This is a genomic window from Colwellia piezophila ATCC BAA-637, assembly GCF_000378625.1.
GTDB classification, from domain to species: domain Bacteria; phylum Pseudomonadota; class Gammaproteobacteria; order Enterobacterales; family Alteromonadaceae; genus Colwellia; species Colwellia piezophila.
In genome coordinates this window covers 539,974-566,810 of the sequence record NZ_KB905161.1, presented here as the reverse complement: position 1 = coordinate 566,810, position 26,837 = coordinate 539,974, and the positions used below count along the sequence as shown (strand labels likewise).

The 26,837-nt window shown below is 35.1% G+C and carries 24 protein-coding genes and 1 pseudogene; all 25 read left to right on the top strand.

What is annotated here, in order from left to right:
• The first annotated feature begins 5 nt into the window (after nt 1–5).
• The 25 genes and pseudogenes from F580_RS0105830 (at nt 6) to galU (ending at nt 26,723) form a co-directional block, all read left to right on the top strand.
• Nucleotides 6–464: a low molecular weight protein-tyrosine-phosphatase gene (locus F580_RS0105830; protein ID WP_026301275.1), complete on the top strand. Its 459-nt coding sequence runs from the start codon at nt 6–8 to the stop codon at nt 462–464.
• Between the two features lie 159 nt (nt 465–623).
• Nucleotides 624–2,894, top strand: a complete 2,271-nt coding sequence (locus tag F580_RS0105825) for a polysaccharide biosynthesis tyrosine autokinase (protein WP_019026759.1) — start codon at nt 624–626, stop codon at nt 2,892–2,894.
• Between the two features lie 264 nt (nt 2,895–3,158).
• Nucleotides 3,159–4,280, top strand: a complete 1,122-nt coding sequence (wecB, locus tag F580_RS0105820) for a non-hydrolyzing UDP-N-acetylglucosamine 2-epimerase (protein WP_026301274.1) — start codon at nt 3,159–3,161, stop codon at nt 4,278–4,280.
• A 158-nt stretch (nt 4,281–4,438) separates the two neighbouring features.
• Nucleotides 4,439–5,719 (top strand): UDP-N-acetyl-D-mannosamine dehydrogenase, encoded by a 1,281-nt coding sequence (wecC, locus tag F580_RS0105815; protein ID WP_019026757.1) that lies wholly within the window; start codon nt 4,439–4,441, stop codon nt 5,717–5,719.
• Nucleotide 5,720: 1 nt separating this feature from the next.
• On the top strand, nt 5,721–6,893 hold the full coding sequence (locus F580_RS0105810) for a polysaccharide biosynthesis protein (RefSeq protein ID WP_019026756.1): 1,173 nt from the start codon (nt 5,721–5,723) through the stop codon (nt 6,891–6,893).
• Nucleotides 6,893–7,429 (top strand): acyltransferase, encoded by a 537-nt coding sequence (locus F580_RS25420; protein WP_019026755.1) that lies wholly within the window; start codon nt 6,893–6,895, stop codon nt 7,427–7,429. The genes F580_RS0105810 and F580_RS25420 overlap by 1 nt, the downstream gene beginning before the upstream one ends.
• A complete protein-coding gene (locus tag F580_RS0105800) occupies nt 7,410–8,792 on the top strand; it encodes an O-antigen ligase family protein (protein WP_019026754.1) in 1,383 nt (460 codons plus the stop codon). Before F580_RS25420 ends, F580_RS0105800 begins: the two co-directional genes overlap by 20 nt.
• Entirely contained in the window at nt 8,789–9,925 is a 1,137-nt protein-coding gene (locus F580_RS0105795; protein ID WP_019026753.1) for a polysaccharide pyruvyl transferase family protein, read from the top strand. The genes F580_RS0105800 and F580_RS0105795 overlap by 4 nt, the downstream gene beginning before the upstream one ends.
• Nucleotides 9,922–10,896: a hypothetical protein gene (locus F580_RS0105790; protein ID WP_019026752.1), complete on the top strand. Its 975-nt coding sequence runs from the start codon at nt 9,922–9,924 to the stop codon at nt 10,894–10,896. Before F580_RS0105795 ends, F580_RS0105790 begins: the two co-directional genes overlap by 4 nt.
• Nucleotide 10,897: 1 nt before the next feature.
• Nucleotides 10,898–12,025 (top strand): glycosyltransferase family protein, encoded by a 1,128-nt coding sequence (locus F580_RS0105785; protein ID WP_157443003.1) that lies wholly within the window; start codon nt 10,898–10,900, stop codon nt 12,023–12,025.
• 22 nt (nt 12,026–12,047) lie between these two features.
• On the top strand, nt 12,048–13,451 hold the full coding sequence (locus tag F580_RS0105780; protein ID WP_026301273.1) for a mannose-1-phosphate guanylyltransferase/mannose-6-phosphate isomerase: 1,404 nt from the start codon (nt 12,048–12,050) through the stop codon (nt 13,449–13,451).
• A 67-nt stretch (nt 13,452–13,518) separates the two neighbouring features.
• A pseudogene (locus F580_RS27290) lies at nt 13,519–13,846 on the top strand (phosphomannomutase CpsG); the annotation flags it as partial.
• A 126-nt stretch (nt 13,847–13,972) separates the two neighbouring features.
• Nucleotides 13,973–14,290 (top strand): hypothetical protein, encoded by a 318-nt coding sequence (locus F580_RS0105775; protein ID WP_019026749.1) that lies wholly within the window; start codon nt 13,973–13,975, stop codon nt 14,288–14,290.
• Between the two features lie 66 nt (nt 14,291–14,356).
• A complete protein-coding gene (locus tag F580_RS0105770) occupies nt 14,357–15,496 on the top strand; it encodes an N-acetyl sugar amidotransferase (protein ID WP_019026748.1) in 1,140 nt (379 codons plus the stop codon).
• Complete coding sequence (gene hisH, locus F580_RS0105765; RefSeq protein WP_019026747.1) at nt 15,493–16,116, top strand: imidazole glycerol phosphate synthase subunit HisH; 624 nt, start codon at nt 15,493–15,495, stop codon at nt 16,114–16,116. The genes F580_RS0105770 and hisH overlap by 4 nt, the downstream gene beginning before the upstream one ends.
• Nucleotides 16,110–16,883 (top strand): AglZ/HisF2 family acetamidino modification protein, encoded by a 774-nt coding sequence (locus F580_RS0105760; RefSeq protein ID WP_019026746.1) that lies wholly within the window; start codon nt 16,110–16,112, stop codon nt 16,881–16,883. The genes hisH and F580_RS0105760 overlap by 7 nt, the downstream gene beginning before the upstream one ends.
• Nucleotides 16,884–16,895: 12 nt before the next feature.
• Nucleotides 16,896–19,034, top strand: a complete 2,139-nt coding sequence (locus F580_RS0105755; RefSeq protein ID WP_019026745.1) for a bi-domain-containing oxidoreductase — start codon at nt 16,896–16,898, stop codon at nt 19,032–19,034.
• Nucleotides 19,031–20,674, top strand: coding sequence for a heparinase II/III family protein (locus F580_RS0105750; protein WP_019026744.1), 1,644 nt, complete (start codon nt 19,031–19,033; stop codon nt 20,672–20,674). The genes F580_RS0105755 and F580_RS0105750 overlap by 4 nt, the downstream gene beginning before the upstream one ends.
• A gap of 2 nt (nt 20,675–20,676) precedes the next feature.
• Nucleotides 20,677–21,834 (top strand): glycosyltransferase family 4 protein, encoded by a 1,158-nt coding sequence (locus F580_RS0105745; RefSeq protein WP_019026743.1) that lies wholly within the window; start codon nt 20,677–20,679, stop codon nt 21,832–21,834.
• Nucleotides 21,835–21,977: 143 nt separating this feature from the next.
• Entirely contained in the window at nt 21,978–22,931 is a 954-nt protein-coding gene (locus F580_RS0105740) for a UDP-glucose 4-epimerase family protein (RefSeq protein ID WP_019026742.1), read from the top strand.
• Nucleotides 22,932–22,935: 4 nt separating this feature from the next.
• Nucleotides 22,936–23,619 (top strand): PIG-L deacetylase family protein, encoded by a 684-nt coding sequence (locus F580_RS0105735; RefSeq protein ID WP_019026741.1) that lies wholly within the window; start codon nt 22,936–22,938, stop codon nt 23,617–23,619.
• Nucleotides 23,620–23,625: 6 nt separating this feature from the next.
• Nucleotides 23,626–24,192 carry a sugar transferase gene (locus F580_RS0105730; protein WP_019026740.1) on the top strand — a complete coding sequence of 189 codons (567 nt, stop codon included), beginning with the start codon at nt 23,626–23,628 and terminating at the stop codon, nt 24,190–24,192.
• Nucleotides 24,193–24,202: 10 nt separating this feature from the next.
• Nucleotides 24,203–25,024 carry a formyltransferase family protein gene (locus tag F580_RS0105725; RefSeq protein ID WP_019026739.1) on the top strand — a complete coding sequence of 274 codons (822 nt, stop codon included), beginning with the start codon at nt 24,203–24,205 and terminating at the stop codon, nt 25,022–25,024.
• Nucleotides 25,024–25,599, top strand: coding sequence for a PglD-related sugar-binding protein (locus F580_RS0105720; protein ID WP_019026738.1), 576 nt, complete (start codon nt 25,024–25,026; stop codon nt 25,597–25,599). Before F580_RS0105725 ends, F580_RS0105720 begins: the two co-directional genes overlap by 1 nt.
• A gap of 239 nt (nt 25,600–25,838) precedes the next feature.
• Nucleotides 25,839–26,723 (top strand): UTP--glucose-1-phosphate uridylyltransferase GalU, encoded by an 885-nt coding sequence (galU, locus tag F580_RS0105710; RefSeq protein ID WP_019026736.1) that lies wholly within the window; start codon nt 25,839–25,841, stop codon nt 26,721–26,723.
• The last annotated feature ends 114 nt before the right edge of the window (nt 26,724–26,837 follow it).

Here is a 26,837-nt window from a genome sequence, read left to right as displayed (position 1 = left end):
TGGGTATGTTTAATTCAATTTTAGTGGTTTGTGCTGGTAATATTTGCCGTAGTCCTACAGCTGAATACCTGCTTAAGGATAAACTTCACGGTAGCAAGAGCAGCAGTAAGAGCAATAGCCAGGTAAAAGTCTCTTCAGCGGGATTAACGGCTTTAGTGGGCAAAGGTGCAGAAGCGACAGCAACCAGTATTGCCTTAACAAAAAATATTGATATGAGCGACCATAAAGGCCGTCAATTAAATTCAGCGTTAATCGCTGAACATGATTTGATACTGGTAATGGAGCAGCGGCACTTAACGGATTTACTCGGTCAATACCCGCAAGCCAGAGGCAAAACCTTTTTATTAGGTAAATGGCTTGATGATACCGAAATACCAGACCCTTACCGTCAAAGCCATGAAGCGTTTGACCATGTTTATCAATTAATTGATAAAGCCTGCACCGCTTGGACAAAATACCTTTAAAGCCGAGCTGAAGTAAGAATTGAAACAATAGTTGAAACAAGAACTGAAACCAGAGCCAATAAAAAATTTAAACTTAACTAAAATTAAATTTAAAATTTATCAAGTTTAAAAGTTATACCTTCGGGTATTAGTACCATTTTATTAAAAGTTACTCCAAATATGTCTATGAATGAAAATATAAAACCAGAAACAGTGCTAAATCAGCAGGGGAACAGTAATACTACTGCCACTGATGACGTTGATTTAATGGCGTTGTTTGGAGCCTTGCTTGACCGCAAAGCTTTTATCGGCGTAATGACTACTTTTTTTGCCATAGTGGGTATTGCCATTGCGATTTATTCTACGCCTATCTATATAGCAACGGCTATGATTCAAGTTGAAGAAAGCGGTGGCGGAATGCCAGGGCTTGATGATATGGCCGCTATGTTTGAAAGTAGCTCTAAATCAATAACTGAAATTGAGCTGTTAAAATCTCGCTCGGTAATTGGTGAAGCGGTAGATAGCTTAAAATTAGATATTGTTACCGCGCCTAAGTTATTCCCCATAATTGGTGGCCGTAGTTTTAGAAAATTTAACCCGGTTAAGCCTGGCGATTTAGCTCAACCAAGCTTTGCTGCGGCAAGTTACGCCTGGGGCGGTGAACAAATAGAAATATTCCGCTTTGACGTACCTAAGTTTGCCATTAATCGAGGCTATATCGTGCAAGCAGGTGAAAACAATACTTTTACCTTGTTATCAAGCGAAGGCGATAAAATATTAGCTGGTAAAGTCGGTGAAGAAGTCAGCAATGGAATCTTTACCCTGACTATTAAAACATTGATTGCTCGTACAGGTACAGAGTTTACTCTTGCTCGTAAAGACAGATTAAATACCATTGTCGATCTGCAAGCGGCCATTGGTGCCAGTGAAAAAGGCAAAGATTCTGGCATAGTCAATTTAAGATTTCAACATGAAAACCCTGAATATAGCCAAACAGTACTGAATAAAATCACCCAAATCTATGTACGCCGAAATGTAGAGCGTAACTCAGCAGAAGCGAAAAAATCTCTCGACTTTTTAGAAGTACAGTTACCGGCAATCAAACAACAGTTAGAAGACTCAGAAGCACTATTTAATGATTATCAAAAAAATCAACAGTCGGTAAATATCACCTTGGAAACCCAAGGGGTATTAGAGCAAATTATAGAGCTAGATACTAAGTTACAACAATTAGATTTAGAACGTTTAGCTATGTCACGTAAGTTCAAACGTAATCACCCAAATTATCAAGGCATAGTTGAGCAGATTTCGGCGGTACAGAAACAACGAGATGGCTTGGCGATAAAAATATCGAATTTACCTGAAATGCAGCAAAAATTATTGGGCTTAACCCGTGATGTTGAAGTAGGTAATGAAATCTACATGATGTTGTTAGGTAAAGTACAAGAGTTAGATATTGTCCGTGCCGGTACTGTTGGCAATGTTCGTATAATCGATGTTGCTGAAGTGAATACTACCAAACCAGTAAAACCTAAAAAAGCATTAATAGTGCTTATGGCAACGATGCTTGGCGGCTTTTTAGCCATATCCATTGTGCTTGTGCAAAAATCCTTAAATAAAGGCGTAGAAAATCCAAGCGAAATTGAAGCAATCGGCTTGCCCGTTTATGCCAGTGTGCCATTTTCTAGTCATCAAGATAAATTGATGGGCTTTTCTAAGGGCTTAACTAAAGGCATAGCTAAAGGTAAGCAGCGCAAGAAAGACTGTAGTACTATCTTAGCGGTAGATAACCCTGCTGATCTATCAATAGAGGCCCTACGTAGTTTACGTACCAGTTTGCACTTTGCCATGATTGAAGCAAAAAATAATGTTATTGCCATTTCTGGCCCATCACCGGGCGTAGGTAAATCGTTTATCTCAGCCAATCTGGGTGCTGTGCTGGCGCAAAGTGGCCAAAAGGTTTTAATTATCGATGCCGATATGCGTAAAGGCTACTTACAAAAGCAATTTGGTTTGGTATGGGAAAATGGCCTATCAGATTATTTGTCAGGTCAGCAATCACTTGAACAGGTCACTAAAAAAACGAATGTTGAAGGATTGAGTATTATTACCCGTGGACAAGTACCGCCGAATCCTTCGGAGTTACTTATGCGTGCACGTTTTAGTGACTTGATTGCAGAAATAAAAACTCAGTACGATATTATACTGATAGATACACCGCCTATTTTAGCGGTAACGGATCCGGCCATTGTTGGTGGCCATGCGGGCACCACATTACTTGTCACCCGTTTTGGTCAAAATACAGTTAAAGAAATTGACTATGCCCGCCAACGTTTTGAGCAAAATGGCATAGACGTAAAAGGCGTAGTATTTAACGGTGTTGTTAAAAAATCCAGTAACGCTTACGGTTATTACGGCTATTACAACTACGAATATAAATCAGATAAGTAATTACTTTTGTAGGCGGGAATTTATTCGCGCCTCGGGCTTATTAGATATTGCAGACGTGGCATGGATGCCACTAAATAGAGAATGCAGATGATACAGGGCGTACCTTATTAGATAATGCAGGAGCAATTATCCTGACGTTCATTATCCAGGGAATTACTTTTGTCATTTCAGTTATGTCTTGAACTGTAATAAATAACTTAAAGAACTTGAAATGTTTTTGGTGAAATACCGAAACATTAATAAATTAAATAATTGAGAATAAAAGTGAAAGTATTAACAGTATTCGGAACTCGCCCAGAAGCAATTAAAATGGCGCCATTAGTCCATGCGCTAGATAAAGATGATCGCTTTGAGGCTAAAGTTTGTGTTACTGCACAGCATCGTGAAATGTTAGATCAAGTACTAGAGCTTTTTAAAATCACTCCAGATTACGATTTAAATCTTATGAAAGCGGGGCAGACACTACCCGAAATAACAAGCCGTATCATTCTTGAACTAACGCCGGTATTAAAAGAGTTTAAACCCGATGTAGTATTAGTTCATGGTGATACCGCAACTACATTCGCAGCGAGTTTAGCTGCTTATTATGAACAAATAGCGATTGGTCATGTTGAGGCAGGACTTCGTACTGGCAATATTTACTCACCGTGGCCAGAAGAAGGTAATAGAAAACTTACCGGTGCTTTAACCAAGTTTCATTTTTCACCAACGGAAACATCGAAGGAAAATTTATTAAAAGAAAATTATTCTGAAGCTAATATTTATGTCACGGGAAATACAGTTATAGATGCCCTGTTGTTAGTTAAAAAGCAAATAGAGAATGATACTGATTTAAACAAAACATTAGCAGCACAATTCCCAATGCTAGATAAGTCTAAAAAACTAATCTTAGTCACAGGACATCGTCGTGAAAGCTTTGGTGGAGGATTTGAACGCATTTGTGAAGCATTAGCCATAACTGCTAAACGCTACCCTGATGCACAGATATTATATCCAATGCATTTAAATCCGAATGTACGCGAACCAGTGAATAGAATATTAAGCGGTATTGATAATATTCACCTTATTGAACCACAGCAGTATTTACCCTTCATTTATTTAATGAATCGAGCGCATATTATTTTAACCGACTCGGGCGGCATTCAAGAAGAAGCACCAAGTTTGGGTAAACCAGTTTTAGTGATGCGAGATACCACTGAACGACCTGAAGCAGTAGAAGCTGGCACCGTTACACTCGTGGGTACAAATGTTGAAACCATGACAACCGCCATTAATGAATTAATGGATAACGAGGAAGCATACAAAGCCATGAGCTTTGCTCATAATCCGTATGGTAACGGTAAAGCTTGCGATGTAATACTAGATATATTAGCAGCACATAAATAAACAATGAAGGCGGGGATTTCCACGCTATTTAATATCCGTCATTCCCGAGTTGTCTTGTCGGGAATCCATTGGGTATTTGTAGGCGGGAATTTATTCGCGCACTTACTAAGTTGTAAGTTGGGCTTTAGCCCATCAATAAAAAGAGTAATGAAACAAAAATGTCATTTAAAATAATATCAGTAATAGGTTTAGGCTATATAGGCCTCCCCACAGCAGCTATGTTTGCATCACGTAAAATTAAAGTCATTGGAGTTGATGTAAATCAACATGCAGTTGATACCATTAACCGTGGTGAAATACACATTGTAGAGCCTGAGTTAGATATTTTAGTTCATGCTGCCGTCACGGAAGGTTATTTAAAAGCCGTAACAAGACCTGAGCCGGCTGATGCGTTTTTAATTGCTGTACCAACACCATTTTATCCAACAATAAGCGCAGATGATATTCCGCAACCTAATCTGAGCTATATAGAATCAGCTGCTAAAGCGATTGCACCAGTGTTGAAAAAGGGGGATTTGGTGATTTTAGAATCAACATCTCCTGTTGGTGCAACAGAGCAGATGGCTGTTTGGTTAGCGGAAGCTCGTTCTGACTTAACATTTCCTCAGACTCATAATGAAGAGTCTGATATCCGTATTGCTCATTGTCCTGAACGCGTTCTTCCTGGCCATGTAATACGTGAATTAGTTGAAAACGATCGGGTAATTGGTGGTATGTCTTCTAAATGTTCCGAACAAGCTATCGCTTTGTATAAAATATTTGTTGCTGGTGAATGTGTTATGACAAATGCACGAACAGCTGAAATGGCAAAACTTACTGAAAATAGCTGTCGTGATGTACAAATAGCATTTGCCAATGAACTATCAATGATTTGTGATGAACTAGATATTGATGTATGGGAGTTAATATCATTAGCTAATCGACATCCAAGAATTAACATATTAAAACCAGGGCCTGGCGTTGGGGGTCACTGTATTGCTGTCGATCCATGGTTTATTGTAAGTAAAACACCTGAACTTGCTCGAATAATTAAAACCGCCCGTGAAGTCAATGACTCAAAACCTGAATGGGTTATAAATAAAGTTAAAATAGCAATTTCAGATTTTTTACAATCGAACCCTACCAAAACCGCAAAAAATGTAACTGTAACTTGTTACGGTCTAGCTTTTAAACCTGATATTGATGACTTAAGAGAAAGCCCTGCATTAAGTATCGCTAATGAGATCGTTAAACTTCATAAAGGGACTGTCTTTGCAGTTGAGCCAAACATTGAATCCTTACCTCATTCATATGCTGGTAATAAACTGGTAACCCTTTCCAATGCTTTGAAAAGTTCAGATATACATGTTTTGTTGGTTGATCATAAACAATTCCTAAATACTCATCCTACGTATGGTATTATTGTGGATGCTAAAGGCATATGGAATAATTCCAAGTAACATGTTCAAAAATATAACTTTAGTTTTAGTTTCAAAATTAGGCTCTGCAGGCTTATTCTTTTTCATAAATTACCTTTGCATTTGGTTTTTATCAAAAAATGATTATGCTGATTTTGCCTATTTTATTTCTTTGGTACCTATAATTGCTTTTTTGTTTAATCTAGGAACCAATAAATCGTATTTAATATTGCAAAAGCGAGGTGAAATTGCTGAAATTGAGTTTTTGTCTTTTAAGTTATTAAGTTGTTTTATTTTATCCATAATATTTATATTTATATTTTATCTTTGTGATATTCAAATTTACTATTTATATGTTTTTATATTCGGGCTATCTTTAGCTCTTATGGAAACACATATGGTTGTTTTTCAGACTAAAAAAGCCTTTAATTGTTATGCTATTATTAATTTCTCTCGTAATTTAATATGGCTTAGTACTTTTCTATTGTTATGGCATTATTCAGACACTATTGAGTTGGTAACAGCTCTTAATTCTCTTTTGATATCATCTGTTGTTATCGTTGTCTTTTCATTTTTGTCCATGTTATTCAATGGATCATATAAGTATTTTCAAGACTACATTACCATCACCTTGAAATTGATGGTTGTTGCAAAAAACTTTCTATGGGTTGAATTATCACAAAATTTAATGATGCGCTTAGAACTTTGGATTCTAAGCTTTTATATTAGTTTAGGTTTCTTCAGTCCTTCGAATTTAGCTAATTTCAACGCGGCTTTTTCGATAGCATTTGTATTACCATTAATAACAAATTCTATATATAACGTATTATTACCAAACGTTTTAACTTCAGATATCCAAATTGTTGAAATACTATGGAGTAAGAAATACCTATTAATAATTGTATCTTCTGTGTTAGCGCTAATAGGAGTTGTATTTATTAATGTTTTTCTTCCTGAGTCTTATATAGATGCACAAGTTCCTTTTTTTATAATATGTATAGCCGTATCCTTATCTTTTTTTACGAATATACTTCAAATACAATTAATTAAGAATAAAGAAGAGAGTGAAATAAAAAATATTTCGTTGGTTCAATTGTTTACAGCGTTTATCTTTGGAGCACCACTTATTTATTTTTTTGGTGAAATTGGGGCTGCACTTTCAATATTTTCAATTCGAATGTTGGGTTTACTTTTGACTATTAAGGCGATTAAATAATGATTGTAAAGGCAATATCAAGACTTTTTCGTTCTCTCAATATGCGAAAATTAAAACAGTGTGGTAAAGGTTCAGTTATAAAAAAGGGAGAATTGTTTTCGCCTGAAAACTTACATGTTGGTGATTACGTTTATATTGGACCAGGTCATACATTTTATTGTCATGGTAAAATTTATATTAGCGACGGTTCCATTATTGGCCCCAATGTAACTATTTGGTCTGTTAATCACAATTATCGTTCTAATATATCTGTACCCTATGACAATATTGATTACTATCGGAAAGTAACTATTGGAAAAGGGGTGTGGATCGGTGCTAATGTTTCGATTGCTCCTGGAACAATCATCCCTGATGGATGCATCATATCAATGGGGAGTGTAGTCTCAGGAAAATTAACTACTAATACAGTTTACGCAGGAAACCCAGCTGTCGTTGTTAAAGAGTTACCAGTAGAAAGGCTTGAGTTAATTGAAAATAAAATGTTTTATTTGAAAATGAAATATTCAGGAAAAGTAAATGCCCAATCTTTTGACTAAGTGCCTTTTTTGGGCAATTTTGACAATCATACTAAATTACATGTCCTACGGTCAAACAGCAATTTTATCAATCATTTGTTTATGTATTGGGCAAATCCTTTTACTATATAAAACAAGTTGGGGAATATTATTTTATATTGCTACTGTCGTGATCTTTAGCGATATTGCATTTGATTTTGGTGACGAAGAGCTTTCAGGGCTTTCAACGATATACACCGTATCGGTAGGACCTTTTTCGTTATCTGTTTTTTGGACTCTATCGTTAGCATTAATTGTTGGTTTTAAATATACACAAGCTTACGGGGTTAGCAAAAATTTATTATTAGTGATTTTTGTCTTTATATTTTATTTTGTTCTAGGAATATATAATATTGGCCTTGAAGGCTCGCGTTTTGTATCTGATGTAGCATATTTCGTCAATATTCTAACGGGTTATATAATTACCTCTTATTTATTTAATTCAGTTTATTCAAATGGTAGAAGCTTACATGATGATTTAGTTATATTAATTTCTATATTTAGCGCTAAATGTTTATTTTTAATTTTACATGCAATTGAAATAAGTAATACTCTCAATAGTTATAGTTATTTTGCCGAATCAGGTTTATACCTTTCTTGTTTCTTTATACCTTTAGTTCTTGCAATGATGAACGAAGGGAACAATTCAAAATACTTTAAAATAGCCCTGTTTTTACCAATTACCGCTAACTTGATTTCGGCATCGAGAGGCCGTCTTATTATTATTGTTTTTGCGGCTTGTTTTGCTTTAATTCGTTTGGGTAAAATTCAGCGGATCATTTATTTTATTCCGATATGTTTTATTGCAGGTAGTTTAGTTTACAATTTCAGCGCAGCTTATTTCGACTTTTTTCTATGGAAATTGGATACGTTTGAGATTGGAAATGATAAATCTCAGTCATCTACAGTAAGATATATTGAATTCCTAAATATTCTTTATTTGCATATAGAAAATATATATTCTTTCTTTATAGGTACTGGTTTTGGAAGTTACTTTACTTCAGAGAATGTAGCTTACCCATTTAGTCTTTATGGGACAGATGCTTATCCAAATATTTGGATAACGAATGACACATTTTTCAAACCACATAGCAGCTTGTTGTACATTTTCCTTAAGTTTGGTTTGATTGGTTTTGTTATTTGTTTTATTTATCTCCCCTATGTAGCTTATAAGAATAGTATCCACTCTGAAACAGTAACACTAAAAGGTTACTACCCTTTAATGATTGCAATATCCAGCTCACTATTTTTATTGTTTTTAGTGAATTTCTCCTCAAAACTCCAAATATTTACAGGGCTATTATTAGGTGCTCTATTCTCTTTAAGGAAATTAAAACTAGCATGAAAAAAATATTTTTAATCGGATGGTTCGGCCGAAAAAATCTAGGAGATGACATATTATTTCACAATGTTATCGGTATATTGGACCGCTCAGGTTTTAGTGAAGTCTATTTTTTTGTAGATAGTAAGGAAAATTTACCAGAAGTCAATACGTCTAATTTAGTTTTAAAACCAATTAATTTCAAGGGATCTTTTAAAGGGCATATTTTTCTGAAAACGTTATTTTTTATTATTCGCACTAATTACCTTGTATTCGGAGGTGGGAGTATGTTTTCAGATAACGATTCAGATCGATTAACTAGCCTTAAACAGAAAAGCTTTCAATGTAAATTAGCAAGTTTACTTAATAAAAAAATTCTAACTGTTGCATGTGGCTTTGGACCTATAAATTCTAATAAAGGTGAGGAGTTATTAACCAGTATATTGAAAAATATGGATATAATCCAAGCTAGAGACTCACAATCTATAAATGTTGTTAAAAAGTGCAATAAATTTAATACACCTACATCTTTATGTTTCGATCCTGCGATAGATTATGTTTCAAAATTGAAAAATGATTTAGAGATAAATATCAATAAAGAAAGCCTTAATATTGGCTTGTCATTGTCACAAACACCTGGGACAAAAGAAAATAAACGAGATAAGATATTAATTAAACTTAGAACTAGTCTGAACAAATTAGCTGTAAAATCACAAAATAGTGATATCAATTTGTACTTAATTCAAATGTGTGCAAAACCGGGACATGATGATATTATTTTGTTGAACGAGTTTGTAAATGATCTAAATTTAAACAAAAAAATAAAATTACATACTATAGCTTATACTACATCGACCCCTTTGTTTATAAAGCAGTTAGCTAACCTAGATGCAATAATTTCAGAACGTCTTCATACTTGTATCATTGCATTTTCACTAAAAATTCCGTTCCTATCAATAGCCTACCATAAAAAGTGTTTGGATTTTATATCTGCGGTTAATTACGTACACCACTTTGATAATATTGACTTAAATTATTTTTTTGATGAATTAAGTAATGATAATGGATCTGTTTTTTATAAAGGTACATCTAAACTTCCTTTTATCTCAAGTGTAAATAACAAAAGTAATCAAGAAATTGTAGATGTGTTATTATGAAGAATATAACTTTGGTTGAGTCTATGCGTGTAAAAGGGCATGTTAACCTTAATAAGTATTTAGTAAAAAAATTTTTGAACCATGGTTTCAGAGTAGAGTTGATGTTACCTGAAAGTTCATTGCAGGATTATGATGAACTGAGCGATATTGTTGATATAGTTTCAGTTAAGTGCAAAAATAAACTATTTATTTTTGAACAAATTGAATTTTATTTTAATCTCTACCGAATGCTACAAAAAAATGCATCTCCCAATAAAATATTATTTCTTAGTTATTACCCACCTATTTTTTTGTTCTTTTCTAAATGTATTCGAGTCTTAAGGCGAAAGTTTTTCGTATTTGAACATAATACAGTACCCAACAAGCTGTCTAGTATTTTAAGAAAGTTAATATTTAAATTAATTGATAAAAAAATAACCCATATATGTTTTTTACCTTTTATAGCTGAACATTTGGTACGCCAATATTCAAAGAGTACCATTACATTTATTCATCCCCTTACAGAACTTAAAACTGAAAATAAGAAAGCACTTTATGATGATTATTATTTTTGCCCAAGTAAAAGTGTTCAAAGGAAAGATTTAATAACGCTATTAAGAATTATGGATGATTCATCAATAAATTCTAAGGTGTTATGTAAATATGATATCTCAGATTCTAGGGTTATCTATAAAAATATTTTTGAAGAATATTCAAACTTAATTGAGAACTCTATTGCCATCTTTAATCCTGTTAATTTTGATTATAGAGTCTCTGGTGTTGCATTTGAGGCTATAGGTTGTAATAAAGTTGTTATAGGAAATGAGAATATGTTTTTCAATAGTTTAAAAGAGATCTATCCTAATAATGTAGTTTTTATCGAATGTTACTCAAAATCTATTAAACTACCTAACTCTCCGCTGCTAGATGCGGAAAAATTAAATGCTTTAGAGTTTAACAAATTCCTCAAATTATTAAAGTTAGAGAACTAAAGTGAAAATATTATCAATGCTGCCTTTAATAGGACATCCTCGAGATTCAAAGAGAATAGATATGCTTCAAGAGGAGGGGTTTGATGTTCAAGTTTGTAGTTTTATACGCCCTTATCATAATGGAAGAATACCGAGAGTAAAAATTCATTATTTAGGTGAAATAGCACATGGCCAATATCTGAAAAGAGTGCTGGTGATGTGTAAATCTCTATTTACAGTTCGTAAGCAACTTAAAAAAGCAGATTTAATATATTGTTCTGGTCTGGATATGGCTATTTTAGCACTAATAGGGCAGATAGGTTTAAGTAAAAAGATTATCATTGAAATTGGTGATATTAGAGAGATACAGTGTTCAAATGCTTTAAGCGCAAAAGTTTTTCGTTTATTAGATAGGTTTGTTTGCAATAGAGCTAGCTTGATTGTTGTAACAGCAGCTGATTTTTGGAACGAATATTATTTAAAAATTTTAGGAGTTAAAACAAAAGGTCTCGTTCTAGAAAATAAATTGGAACCGCATGAACTTAGAGTTAAAGAACCATCTATTCCATCTTCTAAAATTAGAATTGGTTATTTTGGGTTGTTAAGGTGCCAATGGAGTTTAGAGGTCTTACTGTATTTGGTAGATAGGTATTCAGAAAAATTTGAAATTGTTTTAGCAGGTATACCCTTTGGGAATTCTGAAATTAAAAACTACTTTGATAAGCTCTGTGAGTCATCATCAGTCAAATATTTAGGGGAATATAAATCACCTAATGACCTTCCTAAATTATACTCTGAGATAGATATCGTTTGGGGCTGTTATCCTGAAATTCAAGAGAATGATTGGAATTTAAAATGGGCACGACCAAACCGTTTTTACGAAAGTTGCTTTTTTGGTAAACCAATTATTTCTCGTTTCGGTTCTAATGATGGTGTTTTTATTTCAAAGAATCATACTGGTTTGCTAATTGATGAAATTGACATTGTAAAAACAGCCAAGTTACTTGACAAAATCAACTTATCTGCAATAGATGTTTGGAAAGAAAATGTAAAAACATTAGACAGGTCGATTTATATGTACACTAGCGAATACGAAGCATTAAGAAACGAAATAAATATGTTAAGTGATAGCTCGTTTGAAATTAACTAATGATTAAAGAGTGTGAGATTATATGATTACTCCTATTATATTAGCTGGAGGTAGCGGTTCTAGACTTTGGCCATTGTCTAGGGGATCGATGCCTAAACAATTTTTGAAAATATCATCAGAGAACACAATGATCCAAGAAACTGTTCTTCGTTTGTCTGAACTTGATACTGATTCTCCTCTTTGTCTTTGTAATGAGGAACACCGATTTGTTGTTGCGGAACAAATGCGAGAAATTGATTCTTTAGGCAAGATTATCTTAGAACCCATTGGCCGTAATACTGCTCCTGCAATTGCCTTAGCAGCACTATCTTTAATAGAACAGAATACTGATACAGTCATGCTTGTTCTTGCAGCAGATCATGTCATTGAGAACAAAACCGAATTTCAGGATGTAATAAAAAAGTCAATCCCAATTGCCGAGAAAGGTAAATTAGTAACTTTTGGTATTGTACCAACACATGCTGAAACAGGTTTTGGCTACATTCAAAAAGGTTCTAAATGTTTAAGTGACGCTTTTGTAGTGAATCAGTTTGTTGAAAAACCAGATGCTCAAACTGCAAATAAATATTTGTCTTCTGGCGATTATTTATGGAATTCAGGTATGTTTATGTTTAAAGCTTCTCGTTACATTGAAGAGCTTGAAAAACATCACCCAAAAATTCTTAATGCTTGTAAAAAAGCAATTGCTCGCACATCTACAGATATGGACTTTATCAGAGTTGATAAAGTGGAATTTATTAAGTGTCCCGCTGATTCTATTGATTATGCCGTAATGGAAAAAACAGATTCAGCTGTTGTTGTCCCTTTAGACGCAAGTTGGAACGATATTGGTAGTTTCTCTGCTATATGGGATATAAATGACAAAGATCATCAGGGTAATGTACATAAAGGTGATGTATTAAGTTATAACTCGTCTAATAACTTAGTTATTGCAGAGCATAAGTTAGTTACAACTGTTGGTTTAGATAATTGTATTGTTATTGAAACTAAAGATGCAGTGTTAGTTGCGAATAAAGACTGCGTACAAGACGTAAAGAAAATCGTAGAAGAGATCAAATCACTAGGCCGAAGTGAAGCTGATATACATCGACAAGTGTATCGACCTTGGGGTCATTATGATTTAATTGGTGTTGGTAAACGCGATCAAGTAAAGCGTATTACAGTAAAACCGGGTGAAAAGTTATCTATTCAAATGCATCATCATCGAGCGGAGCATTGGATTGTTGTATCAGGAACTGCAAAAGTAACTAATGGTGATAAAGTATTCTTACTCCGCGAGAATGAATCAACTTATATTCCTATTGGCACTATTCATGCGTTAGAAAATCCTGGTGTAATACCATTAGAACTTATTGAAGTTCAATCTGGTGGATATTTAGGTGAAGATGATATTGTTCGGTTTGAAGATAGGTATGGTAGGGCGTAATGATTAACTTAACTTGTTTTAAGCATATAATATTCGTGGAAGGCTTGGTGAATAGTTAAATGACTAAGTATCCTACGCTATTGGAAGAGCTTTTGCTCTTGAGTTAAAACCAAAAAATGTCGTACTGGGCGGTGATATACGTTTAACTTATGAATCACTAAAGCTTGCCCTTTCAAATGGATTACAATATGAAGGGGGCAATGTTACATATTTAGGAATGACAGACACGGAAGAAGTCTATTTTGCGGCTAAAAATTTGAATATGTGGTGGTGTTGAAGTTACCGAATCTCATAATCCTCTCGATTATAATGGTATGAAATTGGTACGAGATGACTCAAAGCCCATTTCTGGTGATACAGGATGGTTTGCCATAAAATATACAGCTGAAAAAATATTGACTTGATTACTTCCTATAGAAAGTGGCATAACTGAAAGCCGTTATATTACACGAAACTTAAAATCAGCATTCGCCAAGTCTGACATAAATTTTATTGATACTACTAAGTTGAAGCCTCTAAAATTGGTTGTTAATGCGGGAAATGGCGCAGCAGGCCACGCGTTTATTAAAGAGCGTATAGGCTCCTTAGCTAAATTTGTTGATGAAACAGATGGTATCGCTATGGAATTCACAGATGAAGATGGTGAATGGAGATTTAGACTTCGTTCATCGAATACCGAACCTGTAGTACGTCTAAATGTAGAGTTCGTTGGTAAAGCAATTTTAATGAAAGATAAACAAAAACTTATATTGGACTTACTTAATGTGATAAGTACTAGTTACTTTACAAAACAAAACAAAACAAAACAAAACAAAACAAAACAAAACAAAAGAAAATAAGTTTCTAATCTCACTTTAAAAAACAATGAGAATTAGCATCGTTTAAATTTATATAGCGGAATTAAAATGAGAGAAAAAAAATACCAAACTTGCAGTAATTGTGTAATGGATACAACAGACTCAAAAATTCAATTTGATGAAAAAGGAGTATGTGACCACTGTAATACATTCTATAAGGATATCGAGCCAAATTGGAATCCAAACGATAAAGGTTGGGCTGAAATATCAAAAATAGCTGATGACATAAAAAAAGAGGGTAAAGGGAAGGACTTTGATTGTATTATTGGCATGAGTGGTGGAATTGACAGTTCATATTTGGTTTATCTTGCGAAAGTTAAGCTTGGATTAAGGCCTTTAGTCTTTCATGTTGATGCAGGTTGGAACTCTCAGCAAGCCGTGCATAATATTGAGCAAATTGTCGATCGTTTAGAACTAGATCTTTACACTGAAGTAATTGATTGGGAAGAAATGAAGGATTTGCAACTTTCATTTTTCAAAGCCGGAGTATCACATACAGATACCCCCCAAGATCATTCTTTCTTTGCCACAATGTACAAATTCGCAGCAAAACATAAAATCAAGCATATATTAACGGGTGGTAATTATTCTACTGAGTGTATAAGAAACCCGCTTGAGTGGATGTATTTCCAATCTGACGCTCGTCAAATTAAAGATATACAGAAAAAATTTGGTACAAAAAAGCTTAAAAACTACCCTCTTACTAACATCCTTTGGCATAAAATTTATTTACCCTATATAAAGGGTATTAAGTTGTATAAACCATTAGACTTTATGCCTTATGACAAGGAAGAAGCGACTCAATTTCTTGTGGATAATTTCGGTTATCAGCGTTATGCACAGAAGCACTTTGAATCACGTTTTACTCGCTTTTATGAGGCGTTCTGGCTCTATAAAAAGTTTGGCTACGATACTAGGAAAGTACAATATTCTAGTTTAATTGTTACAGGGCAAATGACCCGAGAAGAGGCGTTGGAACGGCTGAAAACCCCGGCATATGATCCAGAAACTATCGATGATGATTTTAATTACATAGCGAATAAACTAGGTATAAGCTCAAAAGAGTTACAAGGTTATTTAGATGCACCAAATAAAACCTATAAAGATTATAAAAATCAGCAGTATTTATATGATTTGGGTGCAAAGGTTATGCGTAAATTGGGACTTGAAAAAGGCGGTAAGCGATGATCGCGATTGTCGACTATGGCTCTGGTAACATTCAAGCGATTAAGAATATTTATAATAAATTAAAAGTAGACTCTTATTTTGCAAAGAACCCAGAGGATTTGAGTAAAGCAACTCATATTATCTTACCCGGTGTAGGTGCTTTTGATGAAGCAATGACTCAGTTAAATGAATCTGGTATGCGTGAGGCCTTGGATAAAGCCATATTAATTAAGAAAATACCAGTCTTAGGTGTATGTGTCGGCATGCAGATTATGGCTAATAAAAGTGATGAAGGTGAACTCTCTGGGTTAGGGTGGTTTAATGCAAGAGTGCGACGCTTTGACGTGAACAGTATTACTCATAAACCAAAAATCCCTCATTTAGGGTGGAATGAGATTGAGCCTACTAAGGAGCATCCCATAATGAATAATATTGATAATGAAAAAGGCTTTTATTTTTTACACTCATATTACTTTGATTGTGCAGAGATGGACGATGTATTACTTAATACAACTTATGGTATTAATTTTAATTGCGCAATTAATAAAGGAAATATTTTCGGCTTTCAATTCCATCCAGAAAAAAGCCATTCTAATGGAGTTAACTTGTTTGAAAATTTTGCGGGGCTGCAGCTATGTTAAGGTCAAGAGTTTCTCCTTGCTTGTTGATCCACAACAAAGGACTAGTTAAAACAGTTAAGTTTAAAGACCCTAAGTATGTAGGGGACCCTATTAATGCCGTTAAAATTTTTAATGAAAAAGAAGTTGATGAACTTATTGTTCTTGATATTGATGCAAGCATTAATGGGGCAGAACCTGATTATATAATGATCGAATATCTTGCAAACGAAAGTAGAATGCCATTGTGTTATGGGGGGGGCGTAACTACTGCGGAGCAGGCACAAAAAATAATAAAACTTGGTGTTGAAAAAATCGCTGTTTCTAGTGCCGCTTTATCAAACTTAAGTCTCTTAAATGAAATGGCTGACATTATAGGTAGACAAAGTGTCGTTGTCGTCTTAGATATTAAGAAAAATTTGTTTGGGAATTATGAAGTTTATACCCATAACGGTAAAAAGAAGGTCAAGAAAAAGTTAGAACTTATTATACAAGAACTCGAAGAAGTAGGTATTGGTGAGTTAATTATTAATTCTATTGATAATGATGGAGTTATGAAGGGCTATGATATCAGTTTAGCAGAGAAAATCCGTAATATAACTAGCGTGCCCTTAACCATTTTAGGTGGCGCAGGTAGCTCAGATGATATTTTAGAATTAGTTTCTAAATTTAAGATTATTGGAGCTTCAGCGGGAAGCCTTTTTGTATTTAAAGGGCGATACAAAGCTGTTTTAATAAACTACCTGCCGCAAACAGCGTTACAAAAAATAAGAGAAATAGCAAAAAATTAAATTGGATTTATAATGAAACAAATTTTACAAGATATGGCTAAAGGGGGCTCAAGTATTGTTGAAGCCCCTTCGCCTCAAACGACTAAAGGCCACTTAGTAATAGATACTGCCACCACACTTATTTCTGCTGGTACTGAGCGCATGTTAGTTGATTTTGGCAAGGCTAACTTTATTGATAAAGCGCGAGCCCAACCTGATAAGGTTAAGATGGTTTTAGAGAAAATGCAGACTGATGGTGTGATGACGACTATTGAAGCAGTTAAGTCAAAATTAGCACAGCCACTACCTCTAGGTTATTGCAATGTTGGCACTGTGCAGAGTGTTGGTAAGGGGGCCGATTACTTTAAAGTGGGTGATCGTGTAGTATCCAATGGGCCTCATGCTGATGTCGTTCGAGTCGCTAAAAACTTAGTCGCAAAAATCCCTGACAATGTAAGTGTTGAAGAAGCATCATTTACCGTAGTGGCAAGTATTGGCTTACAAGGTATTCGTTTAGCTAAACCTACCATGGGTGAATGCTTTGTTGTTACTGGTGTTGGCCTTATTGGGTTATTGACAGTTCAAATGCTTAGGGCGCAAGGTTGCCGTGTGCTTGCGATTGATTTTGATCAATCAAAACTTGATTTAGCTAAGCAGTTTGGTGCCGTGACCTGTAACCCAGGTAAAGGAGAAGACCCTGTCGCTGTCGGTATGGCATTTAGTCGTGGCGTAGGCGTTGATGGTGTCATTATAACAGCATCAACTAAATCTAATGATCCAGTGACACAAGCTGCGCGTATGAGTCGTAAGCGTGGTCGTATTATTCTTGTTGGCGTTATCGGGTTGGAATTAAGTCGAGCCGATTTTTATGAAAAAGAATTAACTTTTCAAGTATCTTGTTCTTATGGACCCGGTCGGTATGATTCAAATTATGAAGAACAAGGTAATGATTATCCTCTGGCATTTGTTCGTTGGACGCAGCAGCGAAATTTTGAAGCTATTTTAGATATGATGTCAGGGGGCCAGATTGATGTTAAGCCACTAATTAGTCACCGTTTTAAGTTTGAGAATGCTAGCGATGCCTACGACTTACTAACATCTGATAAAAGTGCATTAGGCATACTGTTACAATTTGAATCAGATGTAGCAAGCCGCCATGAAACAACTATAAAACTTAATAGCGTAGCAAACTACGAAGGTAATGAGCCTGTCGTTGGCTTTATTGGTGCAGGTAATTATGCATCACGAGTGCTAATTCCCGCTTTTAAAGAAGCAGGTGCAAAGCTTCATTGTATCTCGACCTCTGGTGGAATTAATGGTGCCATTCATGGTGAAAAGGCTGGTTTTACAGAGGCTACCACTGATACACAAAGCATGATTGAAAACCAGGCTATTAATACAATTGCTATAGTTACTCGTCATAATAGCCATGCTTACTTTGTTCAAGAGGCTCTTAAAGCAGGAAAAAATGTATTTGTAGAAAAACCTTTAGCAATTACTTCTGAGGAACTGGCAGAGGTAAAATCCGCTTATGAAAAAGCCATTGAAGCAGATAAACCGCCTAAATTAATGGTTGGTTTTAATCGCAGGTTTTCACCACACATCCAAAAAATGAAAACTTTACTTGATCCAATAAAGGAACCAAAATCATTTATTATGACAATGAACGCGGGTTGCATACCTGCAGATCATTGGACACAAGATAATGAGGTTGGTGGCGGTCGTATTATTGGAGAAGCATGTCATTTTATTGATTTGATGCGTTACTTAGCTGGTAGTGAAATTACGTCTGTGCAGGCTAGGAGGATGGGTGATACAAATACTGTTGAAGTCACAGAAGATAAAGCCGCAATTATTTTAGGTTTTGCTGATGGTTCGTTTGGAACTATACATTATTTCGCAAATGGTGCGGCTAGTTTTCCTAAAGAACGCATTGAAGTATTTACAGCGGGTAAAGTATTGCAGTTAGATAATTTTGTTAAGTTAAAAGGGTTTGGCTGGAAAGGATTCAAAAAAATGAACCTTTGGAAACAAGACAAAGGTCAAAAACTTTGTTCTAAGTTATTTTTAGATTCAATTAAAAATGGTACGGCAAGCCCCATTTCAGCGGAAGAAATTTTTGAAGTTGCAAGAATATCAATTGATATAGCTGAGCAATTACGAAAACAATGAAATCTAAAATAGTAAAATCACTTCAAGTATTTCATACTTTGAAATACTTGAAGTTTGAACAATTTTGGTTTCGCATTCTTTATCGTTTTAAAAAGCCCAATGTAAAAAAGGTTGATACTAAACTTTCGAATTATGATTGGCGTTGGTATGGTCCTACTATATACAAACAAAGTATGTTTGGTGAAAATACAGTAAAATTTTTGTCTTTAAGTGGAACTTTAAATTCTCTACATAGTTGGAATGATCCAACTAAAGACAAACTTTGGTTGTATAACCTACATTATTTTGACGATTTAAACTCTGATGATTACTCCGCCCGTGAGCATTTACATGTTGAGTTCATTAATAAGTGGATAGATGACAACTCTGCATGTAATGGTAATGGCTGGGAGCCATATCCATTATCTTTGAGGCTTGTTAATTGGGTTAAGTGGTTTAGCAGAAAAGCTAATGTTGAGCAGAAATACCTAGCTAGTATGCTACAACAAGCCGATGCTTTATCACAACAGCTTGAATATCATATATTAGGCAACCACCTTTTTGCTAATGCAAAAGCCCTGACTTTTTTAGGTTGTTTTATTTCAAATGCTCAAGCAGAGCAATATCTAGACTTAGGGTTGAAGTTACTGGATAGGGAAGTACCTGAACAGTTTTTAGCAGACGGCGCACACTTTGAACTATCTCCTATGTATCATGAAATATTGTTATGGGATTTACTTGAACTAATTGATTTAGCGAATACAAGCCAGAATAGTAAATTACTTAAACGTTTACCCTACTGGAACAAAGTTGCTACCAAAGCACTTGTTTGGCTTAAATCTATGATTCATCCTGATGGCGAAGTAAGCTTTTTTAATGACTCTGCTATAGGAATAGCTGCAACGCCTAACCAAATTTTCGATTATGCTATTTCACTTAAATTAGATTTAGTTGATAGCTTACCCAGTTTAATTACTAATAAAGAAAGCGGTTATAGCCGTATATCTACATCTGTTTATAGCTTAATTATAGATCACGCTAATGTGGGTCCTGATTATTTACCTGGTCATGCTCACGCCGATACTTTGAGCTTTGAGCTGTCGGTCGGTCTTGAACGGGTGTTTGTAAATTCAGGTACCTCTTTATATGGTGTAAGTAAAGAGCGATTAAGACAGCGTAAAACTGCTGCTCATAATACTGTAGTTGTTGATGAAGATGACTCCTCTGAAGTATGGTCTGGCTTTAGAGTTGCCCGTCGAGCTTACGCTAAGTTATTAAAAGTTAATGAAAGTGTTGATGAGATATTTTTACAAGCTCAACACGATGGTTATAAACGTTTAAAAGGTAAAGTCATTCATTCTCGAAGTTTCACTACAAAAAGTAATGCAATCCGGATTAAAGATGAGTTAACGGGTCGTGTTAATCAAGCTTGTGCATATTTCCATCTTCATCCAAGTATTAAGGTTGAAGTAGTTACAGGCCATATGGTGAAGTTAGTGACTAAAAATAATGTTGAGATAACAGTACATAGTACAAGTGGTATTCAAATATCAGACGGGACTTATCATCCTGAGTTTGGTGTCAGTATTCATAATAAACAACTTAAAATGGATTTAGTTGATAACCAATTAAATACCGTTATTAGTATAATAGAGGATTAATTTTGCGTATTTTGGTTTTATCATTTTATTACCAGCCAGATTTGTGTGCAGGTTCGTTTAGGGCTACTTCTTTAATTGAACAGTTAAAAAAACATGATGATGTAGAAATTCAAATAGTAACAACTATGCCTAATCGTTATGCTTCATTTTCAGCTTCAGCCAACACTTTTGAACAATTTGATAATGTGACAATTAATCGTATTGACTTACCATCACATAAAAGTGGTATGTTAGATCAAATAAAGTCATTTACACGGTTTTATATTGAAGCAGTAAAACTAACTAAAGATAAAGAATACGATTTGATTTTTGCGACTAGCTCTAGGTTATTCACCGCCTTTTTAGGGGCGCGATTAGCAAGAAAGAAAAAGTTGCCTTTGTATTTAGATATTAGAGATATATTTGTTGATACAATAAAAGATGTACTCAACCCTAAGATTAGCTTTTTCGCAAAGCCAATCCTTTCATTAATTGAAAGCTATACATTTAAAACTGCGACCCATATTAATTTGGTTTCAAGAGGTTTTGAAAGTTACTTTGTTCATAAATACAAACAAGCAAAATATACTTGGTTCACTAATGGTATTGATGATGAGTTTTTAGGTTTAGAGTCGAAATTAAAACAAAATACAACTGATAAACAAATGATTCTTTATGCGGGGAATATTGGTGAAAGCCAAGGCTTACATACAATTTTACCTAGTTTAGCTAAAGAGTTAGATGCAGGCTTTGAAATTAATGTGATTGGTGATGGTGGCCGTAAACCTGCTTTAATAAATTCATTAGAAAATATTAATAATGTTAATTTATTCCCTCCGATGCAAAGGAATAAATTACCAGAGCAATATATGAATGCAGATATTCTATTTCTACACTTAAATGACTTTCCTGCATTTGAAAAGGTGCTACCTTCTAAAATATTTGAATATGCAGCAACAGGTAAACCCATATTAGCTGGTGTTAGTGGTTATGCAGCAAAGTTCATAACTGATGAAGTGAGAAATGCTGAGGTGTTTAATCCAAGCGATGCTAACGGGGCTCTTTTAGCTTTAAGGAAACTGTCGTTGAAAAATACAGATAGAAGTGAATTTATCAAGCAATATACTCGGGTTAATATAATGAAGAATATGGCAGAAAGTATCATCAAAAGTAATATTTAAGAATATTGCCCTTTGATTTAGTGAAATTTGTAAATTTAAACTTGGTTGTTTCTTATTGTGAAATGGAATGGCATCTATAGCGTTTTCTTTACTACTTTCAAGGCCATCAACTACCTTACTTATTTTTTTGGAAATAAAAGTACATGAATATTTTATTAACAGGGGCAAACGGTTTTTTAGGAAAACCGCTATTAAAAGAATTAATTAATAATTCTTATACGGTAACAGCAAGCTCGAGACGTATATCGTTACTTCCTAGTGGTTGCACAGGTTTTGGGATCGTAAATATTGACTCTAAAACAAATTGGTCAAGCGTTCTTTCCCAGCAAGATATTGTGATACATTGTGCCGCGAGAGTACATGTAATGGATGAGAAATCTTCTAATCCTCTGGAGGAATTTAGAGAGGTTAATACAAGAGGGACGATTAATTTAGCAAAGCAAGCTGCAAATGCTGGAGTAAAAAGGTTTATATTTATTAGCTCTATTAAAGTAGGTGGCGAGAGTAGTCTGCTGGGTACCCCTTTAACAGAAGATAGCAAATATGTACCGGATGACCCTTATGGCTTATCAAAATATGAAGCGGAACAACAATTACTGGAATTAGCTAAAAATTCTGCAATGGAAGTCGTTATTATTCGACCAACATTAATTTATGGGCCAGGTGTAAAAGCTAATTTTGAAACCATGATGAATTGGGCGTCAAAACCCATTCCTTTACCGTTTGGTGCAATTACTAATAAGCGTAGTCTAGTCTCTATTGATAACTTAATTTCCTTGATTGAAGTTTGCCTAACTCATCCGAATGCTAAAAATGAAATATTTTACGTAAATGATGACAATGACGTATCTACAAGTGACTTATTAAGAAAACTATATAGAAGTTTCAGCAATAAAACCCCACTAATTCCTATGCCAATGTCATTAATAAGCTTGCTTTTTAAATTGATAGGAAAAGGGGGATATTCAGCTAGGTTACTTGGTTCATTACAAGTTGATATCTCTAAAGCTAAAACACTATTAAACTGGACACCCCCGTATTCAGTAGATGATTCTATTGATAAAACCGTTAAACATTTTATTAAGTTAAGAAAGTAATCAAATGAAAGAAGTTAATTTAATTGTAGTAGCACACCCCGACGATGAAATACTCGGCTTTGGTGCAACTGGTGCAAAATTAGTAAAAGAAGGGCATATTGTTCAGCCAATTATTTTATGTGGCAATGTAGATGTCCGCCATAAAAGGCCAACCGATAGTGAACTTTATCAAGATATGATGGCTGCAAATGCAGTTGTTGGTTTTAATGAACCAGTACTTGGTGATTTTCCAAATATTAGAATGAACAATGTTGACCATTTAAGTGTTGTTCAATTTATTGAAAAGCAAATTTTAGCATTTAAACCTAATCGTATATTTACCCATCATCCTGCGGATTTAAATGATGACCATCAACAAATTGCCAGAGCCTGTATGGCGGCAAGTCGTTACTATCAGCGCCGTGATGATATACCACCATTAAAATCTTTAAGTTTTATGGAAATACAATCGGCGACGGATTGGGGCTTTGAAGCCAGTGGTGATAGCTTTAAGCCTAACCATTATGTAGAAGTGACACAAGAGATAGACCTAAAAATAGAAGCGCTAGCTTGTTACCGTAATGTGATGCGCGCTTTTCCTCATCCTCGCAGTGAAGAAGCTATAAAGGGGTTGTCTGCATATCGTGGTGGTCAAAGTGGTCAAAAATATTCTGAAGCATTTCAAACTGTCTTTCAGCAAGGGTTTTAAATAATTATGTATAAATTGTTTGGTAAACGACTGCTAGATATCTTTATCGTGTTTTTTGCTGTTGTATGTTTATCTCCGTTAATGATTATTGTTGCATTGCTTATTAAAATAGTTGACCCAGGTCCTATTATTTTTAAGCAAACTAGAGCTGGCAAAAATGGTAACTTATTTTCATTTTTTAAATTTAGAAGTATGCCTGTTAATACTGGCGATTTAGCCTCGGATGAAGTTGGCCAGGTAAAACTTACTTGGGTCGGTAAGATGATCCGTCGAACCAATATTGATGAATTGCCGCAACTTTTAAATATTCTTAAAGGTGATATGAGCATTGTTGGCCCTCGACCTCCTCTTGCTACTCAAGAAGAGTTGTTACAAATTCGCAAAGACAATAATTCTTTATTTACACGACCAGGATTGACTGGTTTAGCACAAGTTAACTCTTTTGATGGCATGACAGTTCCTGAAAAAGCTGCTTTTGATGGTGAGTATGTAAAAGATATTAGCTTTTTCAATGATGTAAAAATCATTCTGAATACTGTTTTATATTTGTTTAAGCCACCACCGGTTTATTAAAGGAAAAAAAATGAAATTAGGTTTTGTTACTTGTGTACAGCTTGGCTTTTCATGTATGGAAGCTATATATAAGGCAGGTGGAAAATTACAGGTCGCTATTACATTAATCGATGAAAAAGCTAAAAATAAATCGGGGAGGGTGTACCTTGATGATTTTTGTCAAAGCAACTCAATTGATTTAATTAAAATTGATCATATAAATGATGATCATGTTATTGATGTGATAAAAAAATATGACTTAGACTGGCTTTTTATTATTGGTTGGTCGCAAATCGCAAATAAACGACTTCTTGATGCACCAAAGTCTGGTGTACTCGGCATGCACCCAACACTATTGCCTAAAGGGCGAGGTCGAGCTTCTATTCCGTGGGCAATTATTAAAGGACTAGAGGAAACGGGTGTTACTCTGTTTAAACTTGATGAAGGTGTTGATACGGGACCTATATTATCTCAGTACAAAATACCTTTATCTGAAAGGACAACCTCTACAGAATTATATGACTCAGTAAATGATGCACATGTGAATTTAATGACGAGCATTATTCCTAAAATATTAAACGAAGACGTTACATTACAAGAGCAGAATCATGCTGATGCAACTGAGTGGCAGGGACGTACCCCAAAAGATGGTGAAATAGATTTAAGTGCTTCTGTTAAAACGGCAGAAAGGCTTGTGAGAGCGACGACTAGACCTTATCCTGGTGCTTTTATTATGATTAATGATAAAAAACATATCATTTGGAAAGCTAAGCTAGCTAACGAAACAACGAAAAATTTATGTATTGGATTTAAAGACGGATTTTTAGAATGCATTGAATGGGAAGCCGAGTAATGTATAAACACTTAGTTATTGTTGGCTCTGGTGGTCACGGACAAGCTGTCGCAGATTTAGCCTTGTGTTCAGGGGATTTTGAAAAGGTATCTTTTGTCGATGACTCTTTTCCTAAAAATATAAAAGCTTTAAACTTGGATATTGTTGGTAATAGTGATTCTCTTTTCACCACCAACTTTGAGTTTGATGCATGTATCGTTGCTATAGGTAATAATGCGGTTAGAAAAAAGTTGATAGTCAAAATTTCTGATGCTGGTTTGCCACTTGTTTCTTTACTTCATCCTAAGTCTTGGGTAAGTGATTATGCAGAAGTTGCTCTAGGTGTTGTTGTTATGGCTGGGGCTGTTGTCGGCACTAATGCTAAATTAGGATTAGGGGCATTAATTAACGCAAATGCAACCGTTGATCATGATTGTGTTTTAGGTGTGTTTGCACATATTGGTGTGGCCGTTAGCTTAGCCGGTGGTGTTAAAGTTGGTAAAGCCGCTTGGCTTCAAGCCGGCTGTAGTGCTGGGTACTTTGTTGAAGTTGCTGATGGAGAAGTTGTTGAGACGGGTACTACACTCAAAGCTTAATGATTTGTCTGTTAATGTGATTAAGTAAGTATTTTCTTTTGCAGGTAAATCATACGATTGTGGTGCTAAGCTCAGTTATATGAAAGCCGATGTTAAGTATGGTTTACGTCACCCTGGATTGACTGATGATTTTAAGGCGACAAATTATACCCCTAAAATCGCGGTAAAAGAGGGTGTTGCAGTGTTTGTCGCATAGTTTAAAGATTTTTATAAAATATAAAGACAAAGGAAGTTTAAGAATGAAAGCTGTAATCCCCGTAGCAGGTTTAGGTACTCGTATGTTACCTGCTACCAAAGCTATCCCAAAAGAAATGTTGCCAATTGTTGATAAACCAATGATTCAATACATAGTGAATGAATGTGTTGCTGCCGGCATTAAAGAAATCGTTTTAGTGACGCACTCTTCTAAAAATGCCATTGAAAATCACTTTGATAAATCTTTTGAGCTTGAAACTACGTTAGAAAATCGGGTGAAACGACAGTTACTTGAAGAGATTCAAGCTATTTGCCCTAAGGGCGTTACTATTATGCATGTACGTCAAGGTGAAGCTAAAGGCCTAGGTCATGCTGTTTTAAAAGCGCGACCAATCATTGGTGACTCGCCCTTTGTGGTGGTGTTACCTGATGTTATTTTGGATGATGCGAGTAGTGATTTAAAAACTGAAAACTTGGCAGCAATGTTGGCTCGTTATCATGAAGTAGGGCATAGCCAAATTATGGTTGAACCAGTTCCTATGGAAATGGTGAGTAATTATGGGGTTGCAGATTGTGAAGGTCACCAACTTGCTGCTGGTGAATCAAAAGCGATGACTGCTGTTGTGGAAAAGCCGCCTATAGATGAAGCACCATCTAACTTAGCTGTTGTTGGACGATATGTCTTATCAGAGAAAATTTGGGACTTGTTGGAGTTTACCCCTCCGGGTGCTGGAGATGAAATTCAGTTGACCGATGCAATTGCTATGCTGATGAAACTTGAAACCGTAGAAGCGTTTCATATGACGGGTAAATCACACGATTGTGGTTCTAAGCTCGGTTATATGAAAGCAAATATTGAGTATGGTTTACGTCATCCAGAATTTGGTGATGATTTTAGGGCTTATTTACAAGAGGTAATAAATTCCTAAGTGATGCGCGAACAGGAGAATATGCGTCCTGCATTCTCTAATAAGCTGCATCCATGCAGCGTAAGTTCCCGCCTACGTGGTGTGTTGATGTAGGCGGGATTTCAATCGCGCAGG